Origin of the sequence: Bacillus sp. KICET-1 (assembly GCF_027721405.1) — a bacterium.
Lineage (GTDB): Bacteria > Bacillota > Bacilli > Bacillales > Bacillaceae > Bacillus > Bacillus velezensis.
Genome location: NZ_CP113515.1, coordinates 3760587 through 3783624 on the forward strand (window position 1 = coordinate 3760587; position 23038 = coordinate 3783624).

General features: G+C 36.2%; 24 protein-coding genes and 1 pseudogene. 2 read left to right on the forward strand and 23 right to left on the reverse strand.

Annotation, left to right across the window (positions count from 1 at the left end; genetic code table 11):
* Positions 1-111: 111 nt before the first annotated feature.
* Both OVA33_RS18780 and OVA33_RS18785 read right to left on the reverse strand, forming a co-directional pair.
* Positions 112-417, reverse strand: coding sequence for a hypothetical protein (locus tag OVA33_RS18780; protein WP_017417545.1), 306 nt, complete (start codon positions 415-417; stop codon positions 112-114).
* A 13-nt stretch (positions 418-430) separates the two neighbouring features.
* Positions 431-1846 (reverse strand): hypothetical protein, encoded by a 1416-nt coding sequence (locus OVA33_RS18785; protein WP_014417470.1) that lies wholly within the window; start codon positions 1844-1846, stop codon positions 431-433.
* Positions 1847-1896: 50 nt separating this feature from the next.
* Here OVA33_RS18785 and OVA33_RS18790 point away from each other — a divergent pair, with 50 nt between their 5' ends.
* Complete coding sequence (locus tag OVA33_RS18790; RefSeq protein ID WP_014417469.1) at positions 1897-2262, forward strand: DUF1433 domain-containing protein; 366 nt, start codon at positions 1897-1899, stop codon at positions 2260-2262.
* Positions 2263-2374: 112 nt separating this feature from the next.
* Here the strand turns inward: OVA33_RS18790 and OVA33_RS18795 are convergent, their stop codons facing one another.
* The 11 genes and pseudogenes from OVA33_RS18795 to OVA33_RS18845 form a co-directional block, all read right to left on the reverse strand.
* Positions 2375-3106, reverse strand: coding sequence for a hypothetical protein (locus tag OVA33_RS18795; RefSeq protein WP_014417468.1), 732 nt, complete (start codon positions 3104-3106; stop codon positions 2375-2377).
* A 315-nt stretch (positions 3107-3421) separates the two neighbouring features.
* A complete protein-coding gene (locus OVA33_RS18800; protein ID WP_025649603.1) occupies positions 3422-3874 on the reverse strand; it encodes a putative toxin-antitoxin system toxin component, PIN family in 453 nt (150 codons plus the stop codon).
* On the reverse strand, positions 3864-4010 hold the full coding sequence (locus tag OVA33_RS18805; RefSeq protein ID WP_154019386.1) for a hypothetical protein: 147 nt from the start codon (positions 4008-4010) through the stop codon (positions 3864-3866). The genes OVA33_RS18800 and OVA33_RS18805 overlap by 11 nt, the downstream gene beginning before the upstream one ends.
* A gap of 463 nt (positions 4011-4473) precedes the next feature.
* Positions 4474-11338, reverse strand: a pseudogene (locus OVA33_RS18810) (phage tail tape measure protein).
* Positions 11339-11415: 77 nt separating this feature from the next.
* Positions 11416-11754, reverse strand: coding sequence for a hypothetical protein (locus tag OVA33_RS18815; protein WP_025649601.1), 339 nt, complete (start codon positions 11752-11754; stop codon positions 11416-11418).
* A gap of 10 nt (positions 11755-11764) precedes the next feature.
* Positions 11765-12082 (reverse strand): head-tail connector protein, encoded by a 318-nt coding sequence (locus tag OVA33_RS18820; RefSeq protein WP_025649600.1) that lies wholly within the window; start codon positions 12080-12082, stop codon positions 11765-11767.
* The gene (locus tag OVA33_RS18825; protein ID WP_014417466.1) at positions 12082-12228 is read right to left on the reverse strand and encodes a hypothetical protein; all 147 of its coding nucleotides are present in this window, start codon (positions 12226-12228) and stop codon (positions 12082-12084) included. The genes OVA33_RS18820 and OVA33_RS18825 overlap by 1 nt, the downstream gene beginning before the upstream one ends.
* A gap of 61 nt (positions 12229-12289) precedes the next feature.
* Positions 12290-13108 (reverse strand): phage major capsid protein, encoded by an 819-nt coding sequence (locus OVA33_RS18830; RefSeq protein ID WP_014417465.1) that lies wholly within the window; start codon positions 13106-13108, stop codon positions 12290-12292.
* 28 nt (positions 13109-13136) lie between these two features.
* Complete coding sequence (locus OVA33_RS18835; RefSeq protein WP_014417464.1) at positions 13137-13736, reverse strand: DUF4355 domain-containing protein; 600 nt, start codon at positions 13734-13736, stop codon at positions 13137-13139.
* A gap of 107 nt (positions 13737-13843) precedes the next feature.
* Entirely contained in the window at positions 13844-15178 is a 1335-nt protein-coding gene (locus tag OVA33_RS18840; protein WP_014417463.1) for a phage portal protein, read from the reverse strand.
* A gap of 14 nt (positions 15179-15192) precedes the next feature.
* Entirely contained in the window at positions 15193-16947 is a 1755-nt protein-coding gene (locus OVA33_RS18845; protein ID WP_063636839.1) for a hypothetical protein, read from the reverse strand.
* Positions 16948-17298: 351 nt separating this feature from the next.
* Here OVA33_RS18845 and OVA33_RS18850 point away from each other — a divergent pair, with 351 nt between their 5' ends.
* Positions 17299-17862, forward strand: a complete 564-nt coding sequence (locus OVA33_RS18850) for a recombinase family protein (protein ID WP_014417461.1) — start codon at positions 17299-17301, stop codon at positions 17860-17862.
* Positions 17863-17878: 16 nt separating this feature from the next.
* Here the strand turns inward: OVA33_RS18850 and OVA33_RS18855 are convergent, their stop codons facing one another.
* From OVA33_RS18855 to OVA33_RS18900, 10 genes are all read right to left on the reverse strand, one after another.
* Positions 17879-18286, reverse strand: coding sequence for a transposase (locus OVA33_RS18855; RefSeq protein ID WP_014417460.1), 408 nt, complete (start codon positions 18284-18286; stop codon positions 17879-17881).
* 83 nt (positions 18287-18369) lie between these two features.
* Positions 18370-18582: a helix-turn-helix transcriptional regulator gene (locus OVA33_RS18860; protein WP_014721012.1), complete on the reverse strand. Its 213-nt coding sequence runs from the start codon at positions 18580-18582 to the stop codon at positions 18370-18372.
* Between the two features lie 239 nt (positions 18583-18821).
* Positions 18822-18971, reverse strand: a complete 150-nt coding sequence (locus OVA33_RS18865; protein WP_017417543.1) for a hypothetical protein — start codon at positions 18969-18971, stop codon at positions 18822-18824.
* A 203-nt stretch (positions 18972-19174) separates the two neighbouring features.
* Positions 19175-19648: a hypothetical protein gene (locus OVA33_RS18870; RefSeq protein ID WP_014417459.1), complete on the reverse strand. Its 474-nt coding sequence runs from the start codon at positions 19646-19648 to the stop codon at positions 19175-19177.
* Positions 19649-19682: 34 nt separating this feature from the next.
* Complete coding sequence (locus tag OVA33_RS18875; RefSeq protein ID WP_014417458.1) at positions 19683-19910, reverse strand: hypothetical protein; 228 nt, start codon at positions 19908-19910, stop codon at positions 19683-19685.
* Positions 19910-20491: a hypothetical protein gene (locus OVA33_RS18880; protein WP_025649597.1), complete on the reverse strand. Its 582-nt coding sequence runs from the start codon at positions 20489-20491 to the stop codon at positions 19910-19912. The genes OVA33_RS18875 and OVA33_RS18880 overlap by 1 nt, the downstream gene beginning before the upstream one ends.
* A 14-nt stretch (positions 20492-20505) precedes the next feature.
* Complete coding sequence (locus OVA33_RS18885) at positions 20506-21291, reverse strand: hypothetical protein (protein WP_017417541.1); 786 nt, start codon at positions 21289-21291, stop codon at positions 20506-20508.
* Between the two features lie 23 nt (positions 21292-21314).
* Entirely contained in the window at positions 21315-22028 is a 714-nt protein-coding gene (locus tag OVA33_RS18890; RefSeq protein WP_017417540.1) for a hypothetical protein, read from the reverse strand.
* Entirely contained in the window at positions 22028-22504 is a 477-nt protein-coding gene (locus OVA33_RS18895) for a hypothetical protein (RefSeq protein WP_017417539.1), read from the reverse strand. Before OVA33_RS18895 ends, OVA33_RS18890 begins: the two co-directional genes overlap by 1 nt.
* Positions 22505-22531: 27 nt before the next feature.
* The gene (locus OVA33_RS18900) at positions 22532-22678 is read right to left on the reverse strand and encodes a hypothetical protein (RefSeq protein ID WP_014417454.1); all 147 of its coding nucleotides are present in this window, start codon (positions 22676-22678) and stop codon (positions 22532-22534) included.
* Between the last annotated feature and the right edge of the window lie 360 nt (positions 22679-23038).

Sequence of the window (23038 nt, forward strand, 5' to 3'; positions counted from 1 at the left end):
AACACCTCCAAGTCTAATTTCGGCTAACAATCATCCGTTTTCAAACTTGAAGGTGTTTTTTGTTTGTCTCATCTTATGGGGTCAGTCCCATTTGTGAAGGGGTTATTTTAACTATTTAGTCTTAATACTTCTCAGAAAAGCACTTCTGTTCTCAGTGGCATTGGTAAGCATTGTTGCATTTTCATTAAGCCTTTGTACTAATGCTTCTTTAGCTTTACCTTCAAATGAAGAGAGTAAAGCAATATACACTTCAGCTATAACCTGTTGTGCTGAAGAAAAGTCTGATGCGTTTTTTATGTCTTCTTTTAGGCTCTGACAATGAGATTTTAAACTTGAACCCACAATTTTTTTTAATTCCTCATTCTGTTGTAACCGTCTGTAAAACTCATCTGCATCCATATTAACTCCATATGGCAATTTAAATCCCCCCTTACAACCGTAACCAGCTTGCTAATTCATCATCCTTATCTTTTAGATCTTCAGCCATTTTAACAATGAACTCACTAATATCCTCTAAATCTCTAATTAAATAATGAAGAGAAGCCTCAGTCTGATAATGTTCTTCTGAGTCATAAAATGTTGCCCCATCTTTCACATAAGGTGCGTGAAACAATACAGCTTTATCAACATCGCTTGGATCTAGATCCTTAAATTCTCCTAATCTCTTTCCGCAAATAGATTTTACGTCATAAACCATTTTGCTGTGATCATGAGGGAATCGTTCAATTGCTTGTTTCTTTGTTTTTAAGTCTTCGATAGCTGCCTGTAATCGTTTAGCCAGTTCTTTTGCATACTTAGCATCCACTTTAATGGTTTGCCCATTCATACCTGAATAAGATGAGAACGATTCGATATTCTGGTTATAAACACCGTTGCTGCCATCGACACTCTGGATATTACCATTCTTATCAAATTTAAAGTTAGCGTCAATCATACTATGAGTATCAGGATTTTTAGCGAATGCTTGGCCATAGAATGAAGTAATAAGACTTCCTAAAATACCAGTAATGCCCAAAGATGTATTGAGCCGGTTAGCGCGATCTTGACGTGCGATGCTTGGGTCTTTCGTGTATATCGTTGTTCCGTTGTGTCTGTCGTATTCTAAAAACCAACCTGAACCCACCATATCATCAGGATTAATGATTGCTTTATGATACAAATCAAATTCGCCATTTCTGATTTTCTTTTGTGTTTCATCATCATGCAGCTTAACAATGGAAGGGTTGTTAAAAGCTACACTGTAAACGCTATTGTTTACACCAGCGTATTCCGCATCTGCCCCTCCAAGTGAGTGACCTGTTGTCGAAATCACTGTGTTAGTGCCAGCATACTTTTTCACTTCATTGGCAACAATCTTATCACCTTGATCAAATTGAGATGTCTTAGTGACAATTTTGTATTCTCCGCTCTTAATCATCATTGCTTGTTCCATACTGCCGTTATACTTGGCAATAGCTTTAGAGTTTTCAGATGCATCTTTTTTCATTATGTATTGGACTTTCTTTTTCGGGTCTTTACCCATTACTACGTTGCCGCCATCTGCACTTATAACGTCAGCTTTAATTTGTTCCTGGTTTGTTCCTTGAAAACCTACAACAACATTTTCTGGTTCTTTTGGTTTTACCCATTTACCTTCTTTTTTCTTGGCTTGAACAAAGACGTATACATCTAGCCCTGTATCTGGATCTTTTTTGATTTTATCTACGTAAAAAGCCTTTTTTGAATCATTTACAAGTGGTGTCTTATTCTCATAGGCTTTTTTCATTTTCTTTTCACTGTATGTATTTTGACTAAGAGAAAAATAGTCTTCATCTGATAAATTAGGTATGTCAGTCTTTGTATTCATGTACAATACCCCTTCACTCATGTAAAATGTAAGACAGAAAGGATGGTTTTATGAAAAAATACATAATTATCCTTATAGCTCTGGTTATTATAACACTTGGAGGGATATTTATGAAGGAACAACACGACAAAAAAATGGAAGCCCAAGAAACTCAGCAAAAGGAAGAGTTGTACTCTTTGGCTAAAAAAAGAATGACTGACTTTATTAAAACAAACTATAAAGATATTGAACAAATTGATTACACTGATGATTATGAGATTAATCCAATGGGCGGTATTGAAATCAACGGTTACCTTAATGGAAATAAGAAAAAAGAAATATGGGGAATCTATGATAAAGGTAATGACAAAGTCATATCTTTCACTGTGGATGCAACCGAGAAGCCTGAGTGCGAAGATAAAGTATGTGAGTATTAAATAAACCCCTTCACAGTTATTTGTGAGGGGTTTATTTATTGTGTGGTCTATGTTTAGATTAGGCTCAAATGTCCGAAAGAAAAAGCCCTATCCGGTTAAGGATAGAGCTGTTTTATTCTTGTATTGTTGTTAATACTCCATTATCGAAATATAGGTATCTGCTGCCGTAAACCCATTGTTCGTTTATTCCTGATGCTGTCGTTGTCTTATGAATAGACATAGGCCTGCCCCAATCTTTAAGTTGGATAACTTCCTGCTTGGTCATGCCAATAGCAATTTTCTTTTCCTGATATTCTTCATCTTCAGACTGTTCATCATCATTTTCGCTGTATGTAACTTCTCTTCTTTGGAAACCAGTTGATTCAGGATTATCATCTACACGATCTTTTATTAGTAAAGTGTTTTCTTCAGGGGTATTTAATGGATCATAATCAACTTCATATCTAAGTACCTTATCGTGTTTATCCGGGTGAACAAAAATATGAGCTATCGAACAAACCTTGTCTTTCCCACAGTCTATTTTATTCAAGTTGGAGTTTTTCTGCGTAATTTCCATTACTTCACCCACTGTAAGTAACTTTTCTTTATCCGATAACTGGGTGAAAGATGGCTTGGCTGCTAAAACTAAGTCATATACTTTATCATTAGATTTATCGGTTTTAGACATCCACACCTGATTAAAGTTTTTCTTAACTCCCTTATCATTTCCCACTTTCTCAGCAATTGTGTCTAAATTACTGGTGTCCAATCTGTTTATGTACATCGGAATTGTTATAGCTAGAATAATACCAACTACCACAACACTAAGTGTTGATATTAGAAGTATGATCTTCTTTTTTGACAAATTAACCTCCCCTTCCCATCTTTACTTATTATCGGTTATTTCACTCGCTATTCCAACAAAAAAAAGACGTATCCAATAAGGATACGCCTGTTTATTGTACATGCCTATATGCTTCCCAGATGTAAGCCTGTTATAAACCCAAGTTCGTTTAATAATTCTGTATGTTAAATTACCAGGGAGGCTTGTCATTACATTTCAACTATAACTTCATACCATAACTGCATACTTATAGGTGGATCACACTTAGCAGTTTCATAAAACACAAAAAGACCATCGATCCAGTTCGGTAGTCTTCTTCTGTGTTATGTAGAACTTTCAAGAGATAATCTGCTCATCATTATTATTAGTATATTCACCGGGTGTGCAACAAATAAAAGGGACATGCTTCAAATCTAACATTCCGCTTTTTTTATCTAAAGTTACTAAATGTGACGCATCAGCAGCATACGCAGCTATTACGAACATTTGGTCTTCAGGATCTTTTACTCTTGGAACTTTAACTCTCATAAACTTAGTGTTCACAGATTTGCCCAGTTGGAACATTGCAGTTATATTATCCAACACTTCTTTAGTTTCTTCTTCCGATAGAGAAAAGTCATTACACTTCTTTTTTAAAATATACATTAATTCACCAATAATTTCTCTCGAAAAAACAAGCCTTGCATCGTTATGCTCAAGGCTTGCAAAAAATATTTCGCTATCATTTCCTTCAGCACCAAATATACTCTCTATAAAAACGCATGTATCTGCTACAATTTTATCTCCCATTCTTCGCATCTTCGATAGATCTCACTACTTGTTGGTAAGAAATTCGATTTTCCTTCATCTTATTTTGCATAATACGCCTAATGTTCTTCATTGCCTCAGATTGAGTTTTAGGAATTGTCATATGATTAATAGCCATATTCTCATCCTCCTTTTTCCGATCCATCTAAACACCTCACAAAAATGATTGCTTATTATACAATCACATTGTGCGTTCGGTGAATGTACAATAAGTGTAATACAATCAGGCATCATAAACAAGTTTTTTCCACTTCTCAGTACCCTTTTCCCCTATTTTTGCTATCTTATGCTTGTTTTATGCAGTTAATGCTCCAAAAAGCTCTTAAACCCTCACTTATAAGTGGCAAAAGTATGGCTTGACAAAAAAGGGTGTACTTCCCACTCGAAAAATGAACTGGAAGTACACCACTGTTACCCAATATTAAAATTAAGTCCTTTTTTTCGGACTATTTGTGATTTACTTGAACACCATATTCGCTGTCTCTTTTGCATTGCTGACTTCTGTAATTGAAAATTCGAGCTTTACATAATTTTTAACAGTTGCGTTTCCTGCTTTATATAGAGCCAGCATGTATACTGGCTCATGAGTTGTTGAAATTTAACCCCTTGTTTTTGAGGCCATTTGTAAATTGCTTGTACATTAAATCAACAGCTTTCTGAGGATTCCCAGTTTCTTTAATGGTTACTGTAAAGTTAAAGTCGTTGTTTACTGTAGAAGTCTCTGTTTTGTTGCTAACAAGAGAATCTGGAACGTTTGTTTTAACGTTCGCACTTAAACTTGGTATTCCAAACTTACCACCAGCAAACGAAACATCACTAAGGAAATCTTTATACTTACTTAAATCAGGCTTTGCAGAAGGGGCACCATTTAAATCTTTTTCCGACAATTCACGTACAGTGTCTACTGCTTTAAGCATGTTTTTGGTGTCTGACTCATTTAAGATGAGTTCTCCGCTATCCACTACTGCGAGAGCACCCGCCGCTGGTAGCTTACCTACATGCCCTCCAGTTTTAAACCTAGCAACCTTTTGACCGGTGGTATTGCCTTTGACAACGGTATTTAAGGCATTAGAAGCTTCTTTAAGCTTGTCAATCAGGTTATTAGAAATACTCTTACCGATGGACTCCATATTGCTGTTAATGAATTTAGAGAATTCATTAAGCTGCTTGGAGATGTCAGTGATTTTACCGTTCATGAGTTTGTCTTCAATTTTCTTGAACTCTCTCTCATCATTTGTCAGGTTATCATACTTGTCATTTATGGCATCCTGATCTTTTTCAAGTTGGTCTTGAAGTGCTTCCTTACGTTTCGTATTGCTACGATCTTTAAGAAATTCATCTAATGCTTCTTGCTGTTCTTGTAGTTGCTTTTCCAAGTCTCTAACCTGTGATTTTGCTTCATCAGAGTCATTAAGGGATAGTTTGTTTAGTTTATCTTTGGTTTCCTGAATAGCCTGATTCTTTTCTTTGAGCTCTTTTTGGTATTTAGCTTCATCATCAGTTTTATCAATCTCATCAATCAAGTCTTGCGTAGCTTTTTGATGCGCTTTTAATTCAATATCACGCATCTTTTCGTACATCTCTTTGTAGATGGAGACAACTTCATCAGCAAGGGATTTATAGATGTCCTTGATCGACTTCTTGGTGTTATAAAGCTCCAGATTAAAATCTTTCTGCTTATCTTTCCAATTTTCGATCTCATTCGTAATCTGCTCTTGTATTTCCGGAAATCCCTTTGCTGCTTTTTTCTGTTCCTCTAATTGCTTGATGTATTTTTTGGCCTCAGCCTGTTGTTGCTGTACTAATTTGACTTGCTGACTAATCCTTGTCTTTTTCAGTCATTGATATTTTATTGTCAACGTCTTTGATCTTGGATTCAGTCTTGTTTGATGATTTTTGTATTGACTTTAAAGTTTCATCTACTTTAGATTGAACTATTTGCCCTTGCAATTCCCTTACTTGCTCTTGAAAGTTGATAAGGTCTATTTTAGCTTGCTTCAGCTCTTCTTTAAGTTGAGCTTTTTGGGCAGAATTCAAATTTTTATTGGCTGAAATTTCTTTTTGTATCCATGAAACCTTTTGACTCTGAATCTTTTGCTGTTCAGTCATTGCTTTTTTCTGTTCTGCAGTATACTTTCTAAACTGTTTACTGTCTGACAGATAATGACTTGCTAAGGCTTGGTTCTTGGCAATTGCTAAATCAAAATCACCAATACGCTTATCAAACTCATCAAGCTTTGACTGCACAATTTCGTATTGAAGCTCTTCTATTTGTTCTCCAACAGAACTGATATCACCTTGGAGGGAGAGGAGGTCGGATTTAGCTTGCGCTATTGCTTGCTGTCGTTCTGCTTCAGCTTGAGATGCATCTGAAATAGATGTACCGACACCTTTTAAATACTTCTCAGGGTCAACCGTCTTTCCGTTTTCCTCAATTTGAAGATGAAGGTGATTTCCTGTTGAATTACCCGTACTGCCAACTTTACCGATGGTCTGTCCAGCTTTAACAGTTTGACCGGCTTTAACAGAAGGGGTATCAAGCATATGCATATACTTAGCAACTTTTCCATCATCCTGCTGAATGACAACCCAGTTACCGGCAGTTTTACTATAACCAGCAATTTGGACTTTTCCACTCTGAACCGATTTAATTGCGGTTCCAGCTTTTGCTGCGAAGTCGATACCTTTATGTGGAGTTGATCGGTAAGCGCCATCTTGTGCACCATACTTAGAACTTATTCTAAACGCACTGTTCTTCGTGTAGTAGCTTGCAATAGAGGAATTAGCAGAAGTCATTGACTTGGTGTAATTTGACATGATCTTCTGAACATAATTCTGTGTTTCTTTGAAGGGAGGGACTCCACCATATTTAATTACATTACCAGGCCCTGCGTTATAAGCAGCAAGTGCTTTCTCTACATTGCCACCAAATTTGCTTAGTTGTTGGGCTAAATATTTCGTGCCACCCATAATGCTCTGATAAGGATCATAAACATTGTTTACACCTAAACTCTTAGCTGTGGATGGCATCAGCTGCATCAAACCAGCAGCTCCGGCTCCAGAACGAGCTCTTGCATTGAATCCTGATTCTTGTTGGATTACAGCTGCAATTAGAGCTGGATCAACACCGTATTTGCTTGCGGCAGAATTAATGTAGCTGGAGTATTTACCGGAGTAAGACCCGCCACCGGAAGAATAAGAACCACCGGAAGATGATCCAGAGGAAAGGGAAGAGGTAACAATACCGTATTGTGTAATGTTCCCTGACTTAATTTGATCCTTGAGGAGTTTGGCTTGCTCCTGCATAAGCTTTTTCTTTTGTTGGAGTTCTTTGATTTCTTTCTTTAGGTTATTTCTGTATTTTTGAGACCATTTTGCATAGTCGTTTAACTTCTTGTTTTGTTCGTCAATTACAGATGATACCTTTTCTAAAGCCTCTTTATACTTATCAGTTACATAAGTAGATGTTTTGGTTTCTTCATTAGCTTTCTCTTGCTCGTCTGTCCATTTTTCAAGGGAAGTTCCAGATTCAATTAACGCTTGTTTGTTTGTTTCCTGAGTAGATGTAGCTTCTTCAGATGCTGAGATGTAGGATTTAAGAGCAGCTCTAACGCTATCCATTGCAGAGATTTGGCTGTTAGAAAATCCACCAGGTTGCAACATTTTTTCTTCAATCTTATGTAATTCTTTCTTCGCATCAGCTACATTATTAATTGATTTAACTTCGAGCTGAGACAATTCTGCTTCGGATATATCAAGTTTACGCTCTCTTCGTAGCTTTCTAAGGCTGTCAATCCTTAACGTATCAGCGTTTAAGGTCTTAATAGCGTTGTTAACCTCGGTTTTCATTAGGTGATTGCTATATCGAACCATGTCATCATACGCATCAAGTTTAACTTTTCGCTGACGAATTACTTCATCTCGGTTAACCTTTATAACACCATTTTCATAACTTATTGCTTTGGCTAATTCTTTATCTTTTTGGATTAGAGCATTAGCTTCATTGGCAGAAATGCTCTTTCCTTCAGCCATCTTTTCTAAAAGCTCATTTAAAGGCGCAACTTGTTCTTTGGTGTTATTAAAAACATCTCCATTAAGGATATCTTGAACAGAGCCAAATTTTATTCCTTCTGAGAGTTCTTTAATAAGATCCTTAATCTGATTGATATCATTTGTATCAAGCGCTTTTTTTAGTTTTTGACTAAAATCTTCAGCTTCATTACCTGCCTCAGCAAGTGTTTCACCTAAATCACCAACTTCTGATTTAACAGAAGAAACGGCTTTGTCGCCATCTTTAATGTTCTTTTGTGCCTTATCAAAGCTCAACTTAAAGACATCAATTGATGAACCAGAGTCAGCATAGGTCTCTAAAAGGGTTTGCAGGTCTTTTTTTGCGTTATCAAATGCTTTTTCATCATTTGAATTCAACGCTGATTGCATTTTCTCTTGGAGTTTACCCAGTGCTGAAGAGAATTTATCGAGATCATCAGGATTCAAATTATCTTTTAAAGTGAGTTTACCTACAATGTCATTGATACTTGCCTTTAACGTATTACTAATATCAATTTTACTGTAAGCTTCGGCAATGGATAGTACGCTGTCCCTAACTTTTGCATTACCGCTAGAGATATCCTTTTGTACCCGATTTATATTCAGCTGTGCTTTATCAGCTTCCAACTTATAATCATTTTCATCTGAAAAAGGACTTTCAAAGAAAGACCAGAAATTCTTTCCTTTTGAATATTCCTTGGCCATCTTCTCATACTGCTTCAGTTCTTCCTTAGACTTTTCGATTCCTTTTGAAGCGTCTTCGAACGTCTTTTTAGCACCGTCTTTTGTCTCTGTCTTTTTGAGCTCAAGATATTCTTTGGTATTCTTAATAGCCTCTTCTAAAGCCTTATTACTCTTTAGAATTGCATTACCTTGAGAATCATAGCCTTTAATTAAAGCCGGAAACGATTGTGCTAATTGTTGTGTAACCTGAAGGTATTCCTGTTCTTCATCAGAAGTAAGGGTTCTGGAATCTTTAGCTTTTTGAAGCTCCTTATACTGTTTGATCAATTTGTCTGTCGAGTCTTTGTTGGTTGTAATTGCTTCAACATTGGTTTGCTGATTTTGTTCAAAGTCTTCTTTTGCTTTCTTTGCATCAGCGAATGCTGTAATTATTTTTTCTAAAGCAAAACCTATACCAGCAAAGGCAACACCTACTACTGTAGATGCCAACATACCTCTCCAAGCAACAGTAAATGACCTTGTAGCAATTGTAGCTCTTGTCATTCCCGCTTCTATCCCAATTGTTGCTCTTTGGGCTTCAGTTAAAGAATTCGCCCCAAAAATCATTGCTGTTTGAAGCAGACGCATATTCTTATTAAAGCCAACTAAAGCAAAGTTTGCTGTCATAAAAGCAATTGGAAGGAATCCGATACCCTTTACAGCTGAAGTGACAGCTTTCAGAAGATCCCCAACTACAGATACAGCATTAATTAAACCATCACTTATAAATGCATCTCCTGAAGCTACAGCTAATTCAGTGAACTTATTTTGAAGTTTATTTAATCTTGCTTGTAAGCTATCTGCGTATTTCTGTTGCTCGCTCCAGGCACTCCCTGTGGAATTAGCCGCAGTGGTGGCTGCGTTTTGTGATATGGAAAAGTTGTTCATTAAGGCATTAAATCGAGACAATTGATGGATGTTTGCAACGCCAATAGAGGTATTTTGTTTTTGGGCATCAGTTAACGTATCCCATTTGGCTGCTACCTCATTAATCAGCTCGCTTGCTGACTTAGCTTCTCCACCAGCAGTCTTTACAGAAATTCCGATCTGGTCTAAAGCTTTAATTGAGCTTTCGTTATTCCCGATACGTGCAAAAATCGTCTTTAATGAGTTACCAACCACATTCCCAGATTCACGAGTGGTACTTGCGATGGCAGTGGTGTATCCAATTAAATCATTCAATTCAACACCAAATGTTGAAGCTGTTGAACCTGCTTTTCTAATACTGTTAGCCAGATCCATTGTAGTTACAGCATAGTTGTTATCGACTTCATTAAGCTTATCTGCGATTGAGATAGAATCGTTGGCGGCGATATTGAAATTCAGCATTGCGGCAGTTAATGTATTTACAGTGTCATCTGGGGTCAAATCGGAGACGTTCTGAAGGACTTGTGCAGTTTTTGTTAAAGTGGAGAGTTCACTTTCATCAAAACCCATACGTCCAAAATCACCAGTCATTTGAAGAATATCTGAGATTTTATTTGATAGGGAATCCCCTAATTCAATGGACGTTTGAAGAAGCTCATTAAATTTGTAGTCTGGTGCATCCATTACACGACGAATGTTTGTCATGAGCGTATCAATTTCAACAACCTGAGAAACTATTGATTTAAGAGCAGTAACCCCACCAAATAAAGCAGAACCGGCTAGCATGTAAGCAGGCATTCCTGTAAAAGCTTGTTTTAATTTCTCACCAAAACTAGATACTTGTCTTGAAGATGAGCTTGCATTAGATTGAATCTCTCTAAACTGCATACTAAGACTTTGCATCTGCCTAGTAATATTTGGTGTCTTTACATTGAGCTGATTCACAGAATTAATATAGTTTTGCAATGCTCTGGAGTTCTCAGGACTGATAGATGTTCCATACCTATCCGTCAAAGATTTAACATTTAATTTAGCTTGTCTCTGATACAGGCTTAATTGATGTTCTAACTCTTTAGTTCTAGCTTTTAATGCTGCAGAGTCATCCAAGCGTTTCATTCTGTTAGCGATCTGATCTATTTGAGAGGTTGTTCTTGCGGCGTTAATTGAACTGGATAGTCTATTGAGGACTGTTGAGGATAGTTGGCCTTTTTGTCTAAGCTGCTCTAATTTTTGGTTTAGTTTATCTATTGCCTTTTGTTGCTGGTCAAAGTTTTCTGTGGTTTTAACAGCTAAAGTTGCCCCGTGTCTATCTGTGCTATGGGTAACATCTTTAAACTCATCTCTATATTTAGTCACTGTTCCAGTGACACGACCAGTTGCATCTTGTTTCGTTACTTTCTTTTGAGCTTGGCCAAGACGCTCCATTTGCTGTACGAGCTTACTTGCTGCTTTTGATTCCCGTTCCAAACTCTTTGTTGAGTTGTCTATGATTGTCCGAGTTTTCTCATGGATTTCACCACTCCGCTTATACTGCTGTGTAAGCCTAGTGATAGAACCATCTGCATTTTTAGTCTCAGTAATATTTTCTTTGACTGTCTGATTAAGGTGTTTTAACGCCTCTTCACTTTGCTTAAAAGCATTTGAAAACCTCTCAAGCGTTCTAAGAACTTTGTCGTCAAAGCTTACTTTGAGATTCAATGGATTGATTTTATTTTGAAGTGTGGATATATCTTTATTTAATTGCTGAACTGTCTTAGTTGATGTGTCAGCCACAGGAGTTAATACAATTTTTAAATTTTGAGACACTTGTTCTTTCACTTCCTTAGTAATTTTTCTACAAATAAAAAAAAGAAGTGCCTCAAAATTTAAAGCACTTCGTTTGTTTACTTAGTGGACTTGTGTGCGCCTATATAGTTAACGAACACCTCATAATGTCTTCCCCAGTCTCTGGGTGGGTAAAGAACCTCGTATTCTTTTCCTTTATGAACGACTTTAACGCCTTTCTCTAGCTTTTCATTAGGCGGGCAGAAGATCATATTGGTTATGTCAGTTATTCTTCCTACCGCAGTTGGAGAACTAATTGATTCAACATAAGGCTGAAAAGAACATTTGTATGGAACTAGAGTTTCTTGATCCTCATATATGTCTGTTCCCCAATCAGTCTTTTTGCCTGTCTTCACCCTTTTAACCTGAATTAAATAATAAAGGTCTTTGTATTTCATTATTGTCACCTTAAAAAAACTTCACGTATTTTGTATTTCTAATGAATTTATCTAATTCTTCGATAATATGGTTTGGCATTGAGCTCTTAAAAGTCTGACTAATGTTACCTATCTTCTCAGCAGTAACAGCTTCAAACCCATTTTGACGATACTGAAAAACAGCGATATGTAAATGCACAATATCCAACTCACTTGGAACGCTTTCAACGTCACAATAGTTCTTTATAAAATTTTCTGCACTTAATAAGTACAGGCTCAATATTTCATCATTGCTGGTATCGTCTCGATCAATATCTAAGAGGATTTTTAGGGTTATTGTTTTATCCATTATTCTGAACCCTTCTTTGGCCGAGGTTTTCTTACTGGTTTTTCTTTTGATTCAACAATTTCATAATTTGGCGACTTTAAAAGCCTTTCTAATAACTCACCTTCAACATTCCAAGTGAGCCCTGTTTTTTTATTTAATACAAACATTTAATTCCTCCTTATTAAGATAAAAAAGGGCAGAGATATTAGCCTCCGCCCTCAATTTTTATTATTTAGATGCAGTTAAGACCGCAATTCCAGTTGGTTTAATAACTTTTGCGCCATATACTTGGAGGCCTTTAATAGCATCAGCAAAGTATTTCTCTGGGCGGTACGCTTCCAATTTGTTAAGCTGAGACGCAAAGGTAATTGCCGATCTATGACCAGCCATAATCTTATACTTACCATCAATTACAGGAACGTTATTAGATGTATAGATTTGTAGCCCACCAACGTTACCGATGTATCCATTTAAAAGAATTTCTTGGAATTTTGTAAACCGGTCATCTTTTTGCAGTAACCCATAAGCAAATTCTGGTACTACCGCATAACGTTCAGATTTAGGAACATTTGCTTCTGAAAGTTTGGTGTTTAAATCGACCAAAATATCATAAGTATCTAGTTTGGTTAATTGAATTGGGTCTGTATCTGAGCCCATTACATTTTTAGAATCTACTTCAGTATATAGATTTGCAATAAACCGATCTGCAGTATCTGCTAATCCATATGCAGCACGATTCATTGCGCCATTTAGCAAATTGATATTAGCTTGAGCAGCATCCACATCTTCAACTTTAAAATTGAAGAATTTTTTCTGATCAATAAGTAATTCTGTTTGACTAGAATCAAGCTCCTGAGGATCCCCTACACCATTTTTACCGTAATCACCGATTGTGATTTCACCAAAAGTATTGATTTTAACTGTATTCCCGTAACTCACATCGCCTTGATAATCACTATTTACGAGATTACCGTATACCATCGCTTTATCATAAGCTTGATTTAATTTTGTTGACCATACTGTTGGAATGAAATTTTGAACTGACATATTATCACCTTATCCTTATGTAATTAAATTAGTTGGATTGACTATTAAGATAAGCGTCAACCGCTTCTTGATTTTTAATATATTCTTCTTCAGACATGTTCTTAAGTTGCTCCATTGTGAATGTCTTCGGTGGTTCTTGTGAACCTTTAGGATCAATGCCATCGGCTTTTAATCTTTCTTGTGTTTTATTCTCAATATGTTGGGAAAACACGCCTTTTAAAAGATCTAAATTAGAACTAGTCTTCTCCTGATCTTCACCCATTACAAGATCCACTAATTCTAAAGGTAATCCCTCTTTATGCGCTTTATCCATTGCAAAAGAGCGCATTTCTTTCATGGCCAATTGCTTTTCTAAATTAGCTACTTTTAATTCCAGTGGATCTTTTTCTGGGTATAACTCTTTAACCTTTTCATCAACATGTTTCTGCAGATTATTGGTTTTCCACGTATTAAGACTCTTTGAGAAATGTTCATCTAATCGTGGCTGCAAAATTTTCTTGCCTTCATCAGTATCTAAAAACCCTGACACCTTATCAGCAGATACGGCAGACAGTTCTTCTAAATATGATTTAACTTCTTCCTTTTCTTTGTTTTGCTCTAAAAATTCTTTAACAGTTTTTAAATCCATATTTCCTCCTAACCCTCTATGTACACGCCATAGAGTGTTGTATTTGTGTAATTAACCCACATTTACACATATCTTGCCCTGACCTTTTACAAGATTCCCATATTGTTTTACAGTCCATTTGAGAGGCGTTCTTGATCCTCTTCATCAGAAATGTCCTGTTTAGGTACTGCTGTTGTGTTCATATTATTGGCGCTGTGCAACTTCACCGTCTCATGCTGTTTGATTAACTTTTGCATTGAAGCAGAAGGATTTTGAATGAAAGGCAGCCTTGAAAGGAGATCTTCATGGGGAACTAACCCGCTCAAAGTTGATACCATCTGAGCGATAGCAACTTCATCTACCGGTACATTTCGAGTGAATGCTACATTGACATCTTTATAATCAAATTCGGCTTGTTTCTTGAGAGATAGAAATTCACAAAAGAACTTTAGTCTGTCCTTAAGAACTTTTTCAAAGTGGGATTCTGCAATAGCTGATTGGTTTTCTAACTCTTGAAGTTTTAAACGGATGGATACACCTGAGGTATTGCTTTGGAAGTTTTCATTGAGGTTTACTTGATTACTTTGTATATACATTTCATCTTGCCATTGTTTAAGCATATCTTTCACAAAGGTTCCATGTAAGTCTTTAGTAAGCCACTTTACCTCCGCTTTTTCATGAGGGAGTATAATGATGCCGTTTTCTTTCATCTTTTTGGCGTCTTCAAATTCAACGCTGCAGTTTGTGAAAACTAAATAAGAATTTCTATGATCAACAAGTTCATTGGCCGCATTGGCATGTATAGCATTGTACATGTCAATAATCTTGATAATGTCCTCAAATGTAGATTTTTTAATATCGTTGTTCTTGAGCTCTCTAACAGGGCATCTAGAGAATCTGTGTCGTTTTTGCTCTAAGAGCAACAACTTCCCACCACTCAATTTATAGTTGCTATAAAACGTATCGTCCCACACTTCTACATACTCAGTCTCATCAAATTGAACTTTGTATTTCCTAATGGCCATCGAAACTTTATTTTCAATTGTCCCATCATGAAGAACGATCATTTCAAGTGGTGAATATGCAGCACACTCAAAATCACCCTCACTGTTTATGTAATTCGCTTCATAAGCATACCCATGAATGGATGCCTCAATTTTCAACTTGATATTATGGGCATGTTCCCAATTGCTAAAGTAATAATCAATGTTGCTAATAAACTCTTTATTCTCTGTTTTTGATCCATAATTAACCGGCTTACCTAACAAATAGCCCACGCTATTCTGAACCATCTTGCGGCAATAATTAAAATAAGCTCTCATGTCTGCTTTAAGAGGATCTTTTGCTGTTTTACTATGCAAAATATCGTGATCACCTAAGTAATATCGCTTTAACTTTTCATGATGCCCTTGATTTAATCTTAGGTGGTCAAGCATTTTAGTTATCAATTGTTCATTTTTCATAAATTCACCTCAATCTAAAAAAGCCAATTCCTTGGAATTGACGAGATATTAATTACTTCAACTTCATTTATCCTTTTAGACCATTCAGCTACTGCATCAGGGAAGTCATCGTATGCTGAGAAATCCGCACCAGCAAAATCTCTAAGTTGCTGTATCGCTTCCTCATCCTCTTCATTAAAGATAATTCTTCCCATATTGACATCACCAACAATGGTATTGATTCTGTCATCCTTATTTTTGGTTACAGCATTATTGAGCCACTCAATTTTTCTGCCTTTTAATTGGGGGTCATTCCTTACTAACTCTTGAAGCTGAATAACATCCGCACCGTTATAAACGTTTTTCTCAATGTTTACAAAACTGATATCAGGATATTCTTTAAGGAGCTTGAGAGTATAATCCATATAATCCTCATACTCACCCTTAAACACTGTACCTTTACGAACATACTTGATATTCATGTCTGACACACTTCCAACTACAAAAGCATAATAGTCCTTTTTCTTCTTTTGTTTATTTCTTGTCCCAGCTGGATCAATAGACAGCATTGTTTTTGTAAAGTCATGGCTCTCAATCTTTTCAGCAGACTCAGTGATAATTGTTTTGAATTTCTTTTGTCCTGTTGAGGTAATTAAACCTTGTACCTCTTGGTTGTATGCCACAGGGTCTTCATAATAAGCAAGTGCCATGTCTAAAGGATTCCAATAACTCTCCCATAGAATAGGGAATTTCATTTCATCCTCATGTTGATAATAAAATTCCTTTGCATGAAGAAGCCTGTTCTCATTTTTGGAATCTGAAAGGATTTCTTTAAATTCAGCCCACAATCCAGAGCTGAACATTTCATCAATGTCATCAACGAGTATGCCTTTTTCTTTTCGTGATCTCCAAGTTGGCAATTTAAGTAACCTGCTATAAAAGCATTCTGGGTGCTGAATTGTCCCACATCCTACCATGATTCCACCCTGCCTGATTAACTTTCCATCTTTATCATATACAGGCTTTTGTAGTGCAAAGTTAACATCAGTTGCAAAACGTCTCCATTTTTTCTCTCTGTTTGCATCTGTAGCGCAGTCATCATTATTTTGATAATCGTCTAGGATAGCTAATTCAATCCTTGTATTGTCAGGGTGTTTCCTTCCTCTCATATCAGTTTTACTACTGATACTTTCAACCATAGTTCCATTTGTAAACTCCAGCTGAGAGGAGTTGCAAATATATTTTTTATTAGATGGATCCAAAAGCTTTCCATAACAAGATTGGAGATAGATGTTGTCAACAAATACTTCCTTGATCTGTTTTATGAATTTATCCGCAAGCTCACCTGTAGAGGAACAAACAAGCGTAAAAATTCTTAGCTTATTAGCAACTGAAAAAGCTACAGTAGGCAAGTTTGCGAATGCACTCTTACCAGTACCCCTAGGAAGGACGTACACTTGCTTATCATGTGTGTTATGTAGGAGCATATTCTCAATGTCTTCCCATATTTGCTTATGAATAGGAGCTATTTCAGATGTACCAGGTGCTCTAAATGTGTCTTGAAGGAAGAATAGACAAAAGAACTCAAGGTTTTTCTGCCCTAGTTCCCAAGCCAAACCATGATATGTAAATAAATCATCTGATCGTTTTTTCATTAAATGCGCTGCAAACTCTTCAGCATCTGATTCAGATAGATCATGCTCTTTAACTGCTTGTTTAACTAAATATTCATATAGAAAACGTCTATTCTCTGACGTGTTGATATTTATTTGCTCACTTATTTTTATCACCTCGGAAATTTGAAAAATACTACAAAAAATTTGTACCCTGCTATCGGATAAGACAGCATTTTTAAAAACAGAATGGTGGGGGGTATGCCTTACTGTGAGCCATCCTAAGCAACTTTAATGAGCTTGAATACTATTGGTATCTAACTCATTAACTCTTCACACAGCCCCTTTAAACATGCTTAAATCAGCCTGCAATTTCTTATCTTACATACAAATTTAAGCATGTTTCATATCTTCATCGGTGTCATATCTTAAAGTATTGACACCATCCTTTGAACCCTGTAGAATTAAGGTATCAAGAGGTGTCATAACTTAGTTCCATAAATAGATACACAAAAGGAGTGCTTTATTATGAAATATGGATATGCTCGTGTAAGTACAGTTTCACAGGATTTGGAATCACAGATAGCCACATTAGAGAACCAAGGATGCGATGTGATCTATTCAGAAAAATTCACAGGTACTAAAGCTGATCGCCCTAAATTCAAAGAGGTTTTATCAAAGCTTGAAGAAGGAGATACTTTGGTTGTTACTAAGCTAGACCGCTTTGCAAGATCAACTGTAGATGCAATTAATACAGTCAAGGAATTGTTTTCAAAGGGTGTGAAGGTTCATGTATTAAACATGGGTTTAGTTGAAGACACACCAACAGGAAGGCTAATATTAACCATTATGAGTGGGTTTGCAGAGTTTGAAAGAGATATGATTGTCGAACGTACTCAGGAAGGAAAAGCCATTGCAAAGCAACGTGAAGACTTCCGAGAGGGTAGACCTAACAAGTATTCGAAGAAGCAAATACAACACGCCTTAGAGTTACTTAACGATCATTCATACAAACAAGTTGAGGATATTACAGGTATCAGTAAAAGCACTCTAATAAGAGCTAAGAAGAAGTTACAAGCCCCTTCTAAATGACATAGGAGAGGGCTTTTTATTTGTCTTCTTTTGATTGTTTCCACATCTTAATCTCATCTTCAATTGTTTCTTTATCCACTTCATTTGCCTTTGTCTCAGTGATTTCAACCTTAGACGTTGGAGTTCCCTCAGAGTAAGCAAGTAATGTTTTAAGCGCATCTATCTGATCCTTAGTCTTTTGGTCATCATCCATGGCGATGTATTCTAATTTTTTAAACCAGTTCTTGGCCCTTGCGTTTCTTTCTTGTTGCGCTAAAAGTTTGAAATTTTGTATCTCTTTGTCTAGCTCCTGCTGATATTCTTTATCCTTTCTCCATAGATACAGAGCATTTCGACTAACGCCAACTTCCTTTGCTATTTCAGTCATACTGAGGTTTCCTTCAGCAATTAATCCAATAGCTTTTATCTTTTTTTCGTTCAGCATAATTGCTTTACACCTACTTTATTTTTTACATTTCTCTTGTGACCATAACACAAATAAAAAAGCACCCGTTGCTGCGGATGCCTTTACCTTTTCCTTTTATAACTTTCAATATCTTCTCTTAAAAATAAACGATCCCGACTTGTTGTTTTAATGGGTACTAATGTTTCACGATCGACCAACTGTTTTAAGTTTTGACGACTACAGCCGATGATCTCAATCGCTTCAGATGTAGTTAAAATTTCTTTTGCTATAAAATCTTTTAAGTCATCAATGCTGTCAAAAACAATCTTAGTCATTTCTAAGGTTCCTCCACTTAAGGATAATGTTTATGATAGTAACTACCAACCAGATTAACGCTAATACCATTGTTAGTATATCTAAGGTGCTAAGATGAGCATAATCAAAATTCGAAAACAGCATAATGAACAGAATAAAAAAGAATATTGTTGTGACATCAACCAATTTTTTCATGTGTTTTGAGTATGGAATGAAAAGTGTTATAATAATAAGAGAAGGGGAATAAATCCCCTCTAGCTTATGAGCGACGTTTCTTCTTGGCGGGAGAACGTCGTTTTTTGTTTTTGCTTGCCTTCAAGTCCTTGATGTTCTTGATCATGGTTGTTATTCCTGCTAGGATTGCAACCACCCAAGCCAAGTCCCGAAGGATAAGCTCTAACTTTTCCATACTCATTTCCCCTCCTTTCTTAACTTAATTATAACACTTACGTTTACTATCGTCAATCTATTTATTTTATTTTTATCCTTATTTATCACTTTTTTCTAGCATGGAAGGAGGGTGCTAATATATCCTGCATGTTGTTTTCTGTCCTTGTTTATACATTTATAGTCGTTCGCGAATCGACTTTGATTAAATTGAATGGTTATTTTTTATTTTTCTTCTAGTTCAGCTACTGTATTAATAATCATCTGTTCAAACTCTTCAGACTTAGCAGATCCTAATTTTTCAAAATTGGATCGAAGTCTATTAGCTATGATGTTTATTTTTTCAAGTGATTCTATAGGAAACTTATTAAAGATTGGATAAAGGAGATCAGTGTTCATTAACTCGTAATAAAACTCAAACTGTTTCTTAGTATCATCAGGGATATCCAAGTCACTGAACTCCTTCACGACATTAAAACTTAACCAATCATTCATGCTGATCTTACTCAAGTCAATACCTTGCTCTTCAGCTTCTAATAGAGATTTCACAAAATTCTCAAACATCTTTTGTAACTTGAACATACCGAACTGAGGATAGATGTATACATGATACTCATCATTTATCTGAACCTTTTGTTTCTTATCAACACTTTTTGATAGTGTCTTTACACCTGATACGCTTAATTTTTTCGATTTCATTTAATTCCTCCTTTTAAAAATAAAGAAGACCTTATTAAAGGTCTTCCGTCCAAATATCGTCCCAAATGTCTTTCCAGGCTGGAGAATTATCAGAAGCTGCTGAAAGTGATTCATATGGATGCTCTTCGTCAAAATCCTCTTCAAAGAGCTTTTCAAAATCACTCAGGCTTATGTAATAATTGTCCTCCTCTGAAAGCAGTAAATATGCATCTTCAATACCATCAACCTTTTTAAACTTTCCGCATACATCATGAAAAGTCATTATTCCATCCCCCAAACAATCATTTTAAAACCAGTAATATCAACTGTTCCAGATGCCTTAACTGTCAATAGCAATTTTGGACAAATGAAGGGCAACTGTTTTTGAATTGGATAGTTTGAAACAAATGCAGCATTACTGATTAAAGTTGTGCTGTCACTTGCTGATGTTGATGAATAAAAAGGAATGCTCTTCGGTACTGAATAAGCACTAACTGTAACTTTGCTATTTGCGCTGTCAGTCTGTGTTGTATACAGAGCAACGCCATAAGTTCTAAACACTCCTAAATTCTCAACAAGATCTAATGTGTACGATTTTGTTGCACCAACTGCCACAGTATCATTATCTGTTAACACAGATTCCTCGTATGACTTTTGGATCTGAGTTTTAATAGGAACTGTGTTTCTCACAAGAACTGGAATAGATGATTTGTTTGCAACATTAACATCAAGAGGCTGATCAGTTTTAAGATCAACCTCTAATGGAATAGTTGAATTTTCAATTGATACAGGCGTTATAGGGTTGCCAGTACCATCATCTTTTGCAGAGGTAAGCGTAGTTCCATCTTTATTTAAGAAAGGAATCTTCAACGCCTCCCTTATGCACTTGCGCCGCCAAGATCAACGCTTTGCTTTGGAGACTCAGTAGGTTTCTCACCTTTTGATCCGTCTGCTTTACGTTTAACCCGAATGAAACGCCCAAGAGAATTATCAACTGCAAGCGCTGTGAATTTGATTTCAGGTGTAATTGCGTTGCCGGCTTCAAAGTTTAGCTCTGCTTCACCAGAAGGAGAGATTTTATCGAACTGAATATAAAGATCACTATGGATTGTTTCAGTTTCTGGATCGTACTCTAAAGTGTGATATTCCATCTCATAAGCTTCAGAGAATGTATCAGCCTTAATTTCAACAATTTCACCTTCAGCATCAATTTTATATCGTGCTTTAACTTTCGCACCCTCTTTTGCAAAAGTTGTAGGGAGTTGACCTTCTGTGGATTCAGTTTCCATAAGATAAGACTCTCCTTCGCTATTCTCGAAAGAAACTGCATCAACTGGAGTCTTGCTAAGAGTTACTTTTCCATCTGTCTCAACAGTAAGCGTCTCATCCTCCCATACTTGCACCGTCCCATTTTCAACCTTGACTCCTTGTTGCATGGCCAACCAATCCAAGCTGAAGAAAGCATTTTTGATTGTTCCTGTAATATTCTTGTCGGACTTAATTTGATAAAGGTTTTGGTTTCCCCATCCGCCTTTTAAATAGTCTTCCTGGATACTTTGAGACAGGCTAGTTGTTTGTGCTTCAGCAGTTGCAATAACTTTCCCGTCAGATTTTCTTTTCATAACAACGTTACATACATCATGAATTACTGTCTTTTTACTCATTTATTAAAATTCCACCTTGTTTTTTAATTTGAGAATAATTTCTCTAAGTTTCTTGCTTCTTTCTTAGTTATGTAATTTTTCTCTTCTTCAAATAAATCTATATGTTGACTCCAAGAACCAATGTTTTTGGCAGCTTCCGGACTTACAGTAGAGAGTACAATCGCAGCAGAGCTATTTAAAAAAGCAGCGCCTCTGAAAAAATGAGAGTGAAGTTGGGGAAGCGTTAATTCAAGAACTTCAGCGGATGAATACCCAGTAAATTGAACAACACAACTAACAATATCGGAGAAATCATAATTGTTCTCAGACTGTTTCAACGCTCTACTTTTCTTGTTGAATTTTTCAAGTTCAGAGTTTTTGCTAACCTTTTTTTCTTTTAAACAATGCATATCAAGAATTAACTTGCGGATATCGTAAAAGTTCTTCTCGTCTACAGCTTGGAATGCATCAGGGTTATTAAACACCTTCGCAAACACTCTTTGGTAAGAGGCTCTTAACTGATCCATCACATTAACTATGTCCAACAAAGTTGAAGCGTTAAAATCATTGATCAAGCTATCCAATTGACCAAATTTATTGTTTTCTTGAAATTCAGCTATTATTTCAGATTTTGATTTAACCATTTGAGAGAGATCATTTACGAACTGAGGATAATCTTTAAGTCTAATGAAGTGGCACTCTCCTATATCTGTTGAAATAGGAGTACCTAAAATAAAGAAGTCCTTTGAATATTCCATTATTGTGGAGCTCCAAAGGAAAAGATGAGTTTATAGCCGAGGTATCCATCAGGGGGATTAGCTATCAACATTCTATTGATATTAGCAACCTTACCCACACCAGCAACATTTTTATCGTAAACAATATCAATTAGCCGGTCTATGATCTTGAGACTTCTAGGATCATTGTCTTCAAAATGATCAATATGGGTGTATACGTCAATCATTACATCCTGGGAAGTAATACGCTTATTGTGTGTAGTATAGCCGTTACCAAAGTACATGCAGATCCGACATTGAGGATCATCTTCTTTTAAATCGTTAGATTTAGGAGCTCTAACAATAATTCCTTTGAGGATGTCATCAAAATCATCTCTTTGCTGCACATCTATATTAGCTGGATTACTCAACTCTTTATAATAAGCAAGATTCATTAACTCACTGTCTCTTGAAACGAGCTTGAAAATGCCTATTAAGTCATTTGCTAATTTGCTCATATCATCACCTCCTTCCTAAATGTTTAATTAAAATCTATAAAGAGGCTTACCATTGGCCATCTCTTTTATTTTTTCATTCGCTTTTCTTAATACTTCTGGATCAATATTTTTAACCAACTCTTGAAACTTCTCATTTGGCTCGCCCCATCTTGGTTGTTCTTTTTTATTTTCCATTACCGAGCACCTTCTCTAACATCAAAATCGCTTTACTAGCTCTATACCATCCTTCGCCTTGACAGTAGCATTCCATATCCCATGTATTCTCAAAAAACAAATCGCATTTCTTACAGTAATATCCTGACTTGAGGATTTTCGTATCAGTAACCTTATTTTCTTTCATTTTATTATTCCTCCAATTGTTTTTTCTCATTTAAACACGATTACGGGGGCACTGAGGATGCCCCGCACATAGTCATGTCAAAAGGAGAAACCCCGAACCAAAATGGCTCGGAATAAGAATAAAAATAAAATCAAAGGAGTAAAACTAATGAAACCCCGAAACCATTTATTTAACGTCGCTGGAGTCGGCTTGTA

Bases quoted from the DNA above. Each gene is read 5' to 3' on its own strand.
- OVA33_RS18875 (WP_014417458.1), bottom strand. From the start codon at position 19,910: ATGACTTTTCATGATGTATGCGGAAAGTTTAAAAAGGTTGATGGTATT.
- OVA33_RS18900 (WP_014417454.1), bottom strand. From the start codon at position 22,678: ATGGAAAATAAAAAAGAACAACCAAGATGGGGCGAGCCAAATGAGAAG.
- OVA33_RS18820 (WP_025649600.1), bottom strand. From the start codon at position 12,082: ATGGATAAAACAATAACCCTAAAAATCCTCTTAGATATTGATCGAGAC.
- OVA33_RS18835 (WP_014417464.1), bottom strand. From the start codon at position 13,736: ATGGATTTAAAAACTGTTAAAGAATTTTTAGAGCAAAACAAAGAAAAG.
- OVA33_RS18790 (WP_014417469.1), top strand. From the start codon at position 1,897: ATGAAAAAATACATAATTATCCTTATAGCTCTGGTTATTATAACACTT.
- OVA33_RS18805 (WP_154019386.1), bottom strand. From the start codon at position 4,010: ATGGCTATTAATCATATGACAATTCCTAAAACTCAATCTGAGGCAATG.
- OVA33_RS18850 (WP_014417461.1), top strand. From the start codon at position 17,299: ATGAAATATGGATATGCTCGTGTAAGTACAGTTTCACAGGATTTGGAA.
- OVA33_RS18825 (WP_014417466.1), bottom strand. From the start codon at position 12,228: ATGTTTGTATTAAATAAAAAAACAGGGCTCACTTGGAATGTTGAAGGT.
- OVA33_RS18800 (WP_025649603.1), bottom strand. From the start codon at position 3,874: ATGGGAGATAAAATTGTAGCAGATACATGCGTTTTTATAGAGAGTATA.
- OVA33_RS18870 (WP_014417459.1), bottom strand. From the start codon at position 19,648: ATGAAATCGAAAAAATTAAGCGTATCAGGTGTAAAGACACTATCAAAA.
- OVA33_RS18865 (WP_017417543.1), bottom strand. From the start codon at position 18,971: ATGGAAAAGTTAGAGCTTATCCTTCGGGACTTGGCTTGGGTGGTTGCA.
- OVA33_RS18840 (WP_014417463.1), bottom strand. From the start codon at position 15,178: ATGAAAAATGAACAATTGATAACTAAAATGCTTGACCACCTAAGATTA.
- OVA33_RS18830 (WP_014417465.1), bottom strand. From the start codon at position 13,108: ATGTCAGTTCAAAATTTCATTCCAACAGTATGGTCAACAAAATTAAAT.
- OVA33_RS18785 (WP_014417470.1), bottom strand. From the start codon at position 1,846: ATGAATACAAAGACTGACATACCTAATTTATCAGATGAAGACTATTTT.
- OVA33_RS18890 (WP_017417540.1), bottom strand. From the start codon at position 22,028: ATGGAATATTCAAAGGACTTCTTTATTTTAGGTACTCCTATTTCAACA.
- OVA33_RS18855 (WP_014417460.1), bottom strand. From the start codon at position 18,286: ATGCTGAACGAAAAAAAGATAAAAGCTATTGGATTAATTGCTGAAGGA.
- OVA33_RS18895 (WP_017417539.1), bottom strand. From the start codon at position 22,504: ATGAGCAAATTAGCAAATGACTTAATAGGCATTTTCAAGCTCGTTTCA.
- OVA33_RS18815 (WP_025649601.1), bottom strand. From the start codon at position 11,754: ATGAAATACAAAGACCTTTATTATTTAATTCAGGTTAAAAGGGTGAAG.
- OVA33_RS18860 (WP_014721012.1), bottom strand. From the start codon at position 18,582: ATGACTAAGATTGTTTTTGACAGCATTGATGACTTAAAAGATTTTATA.
- OVA33_RS18885 (WP_017417541.1), bottom strand. From the start codon at position 21,291: ATGAGTAAAAAGACAGTAATTCATGATGTATGTAACGTTGTTATGAAA.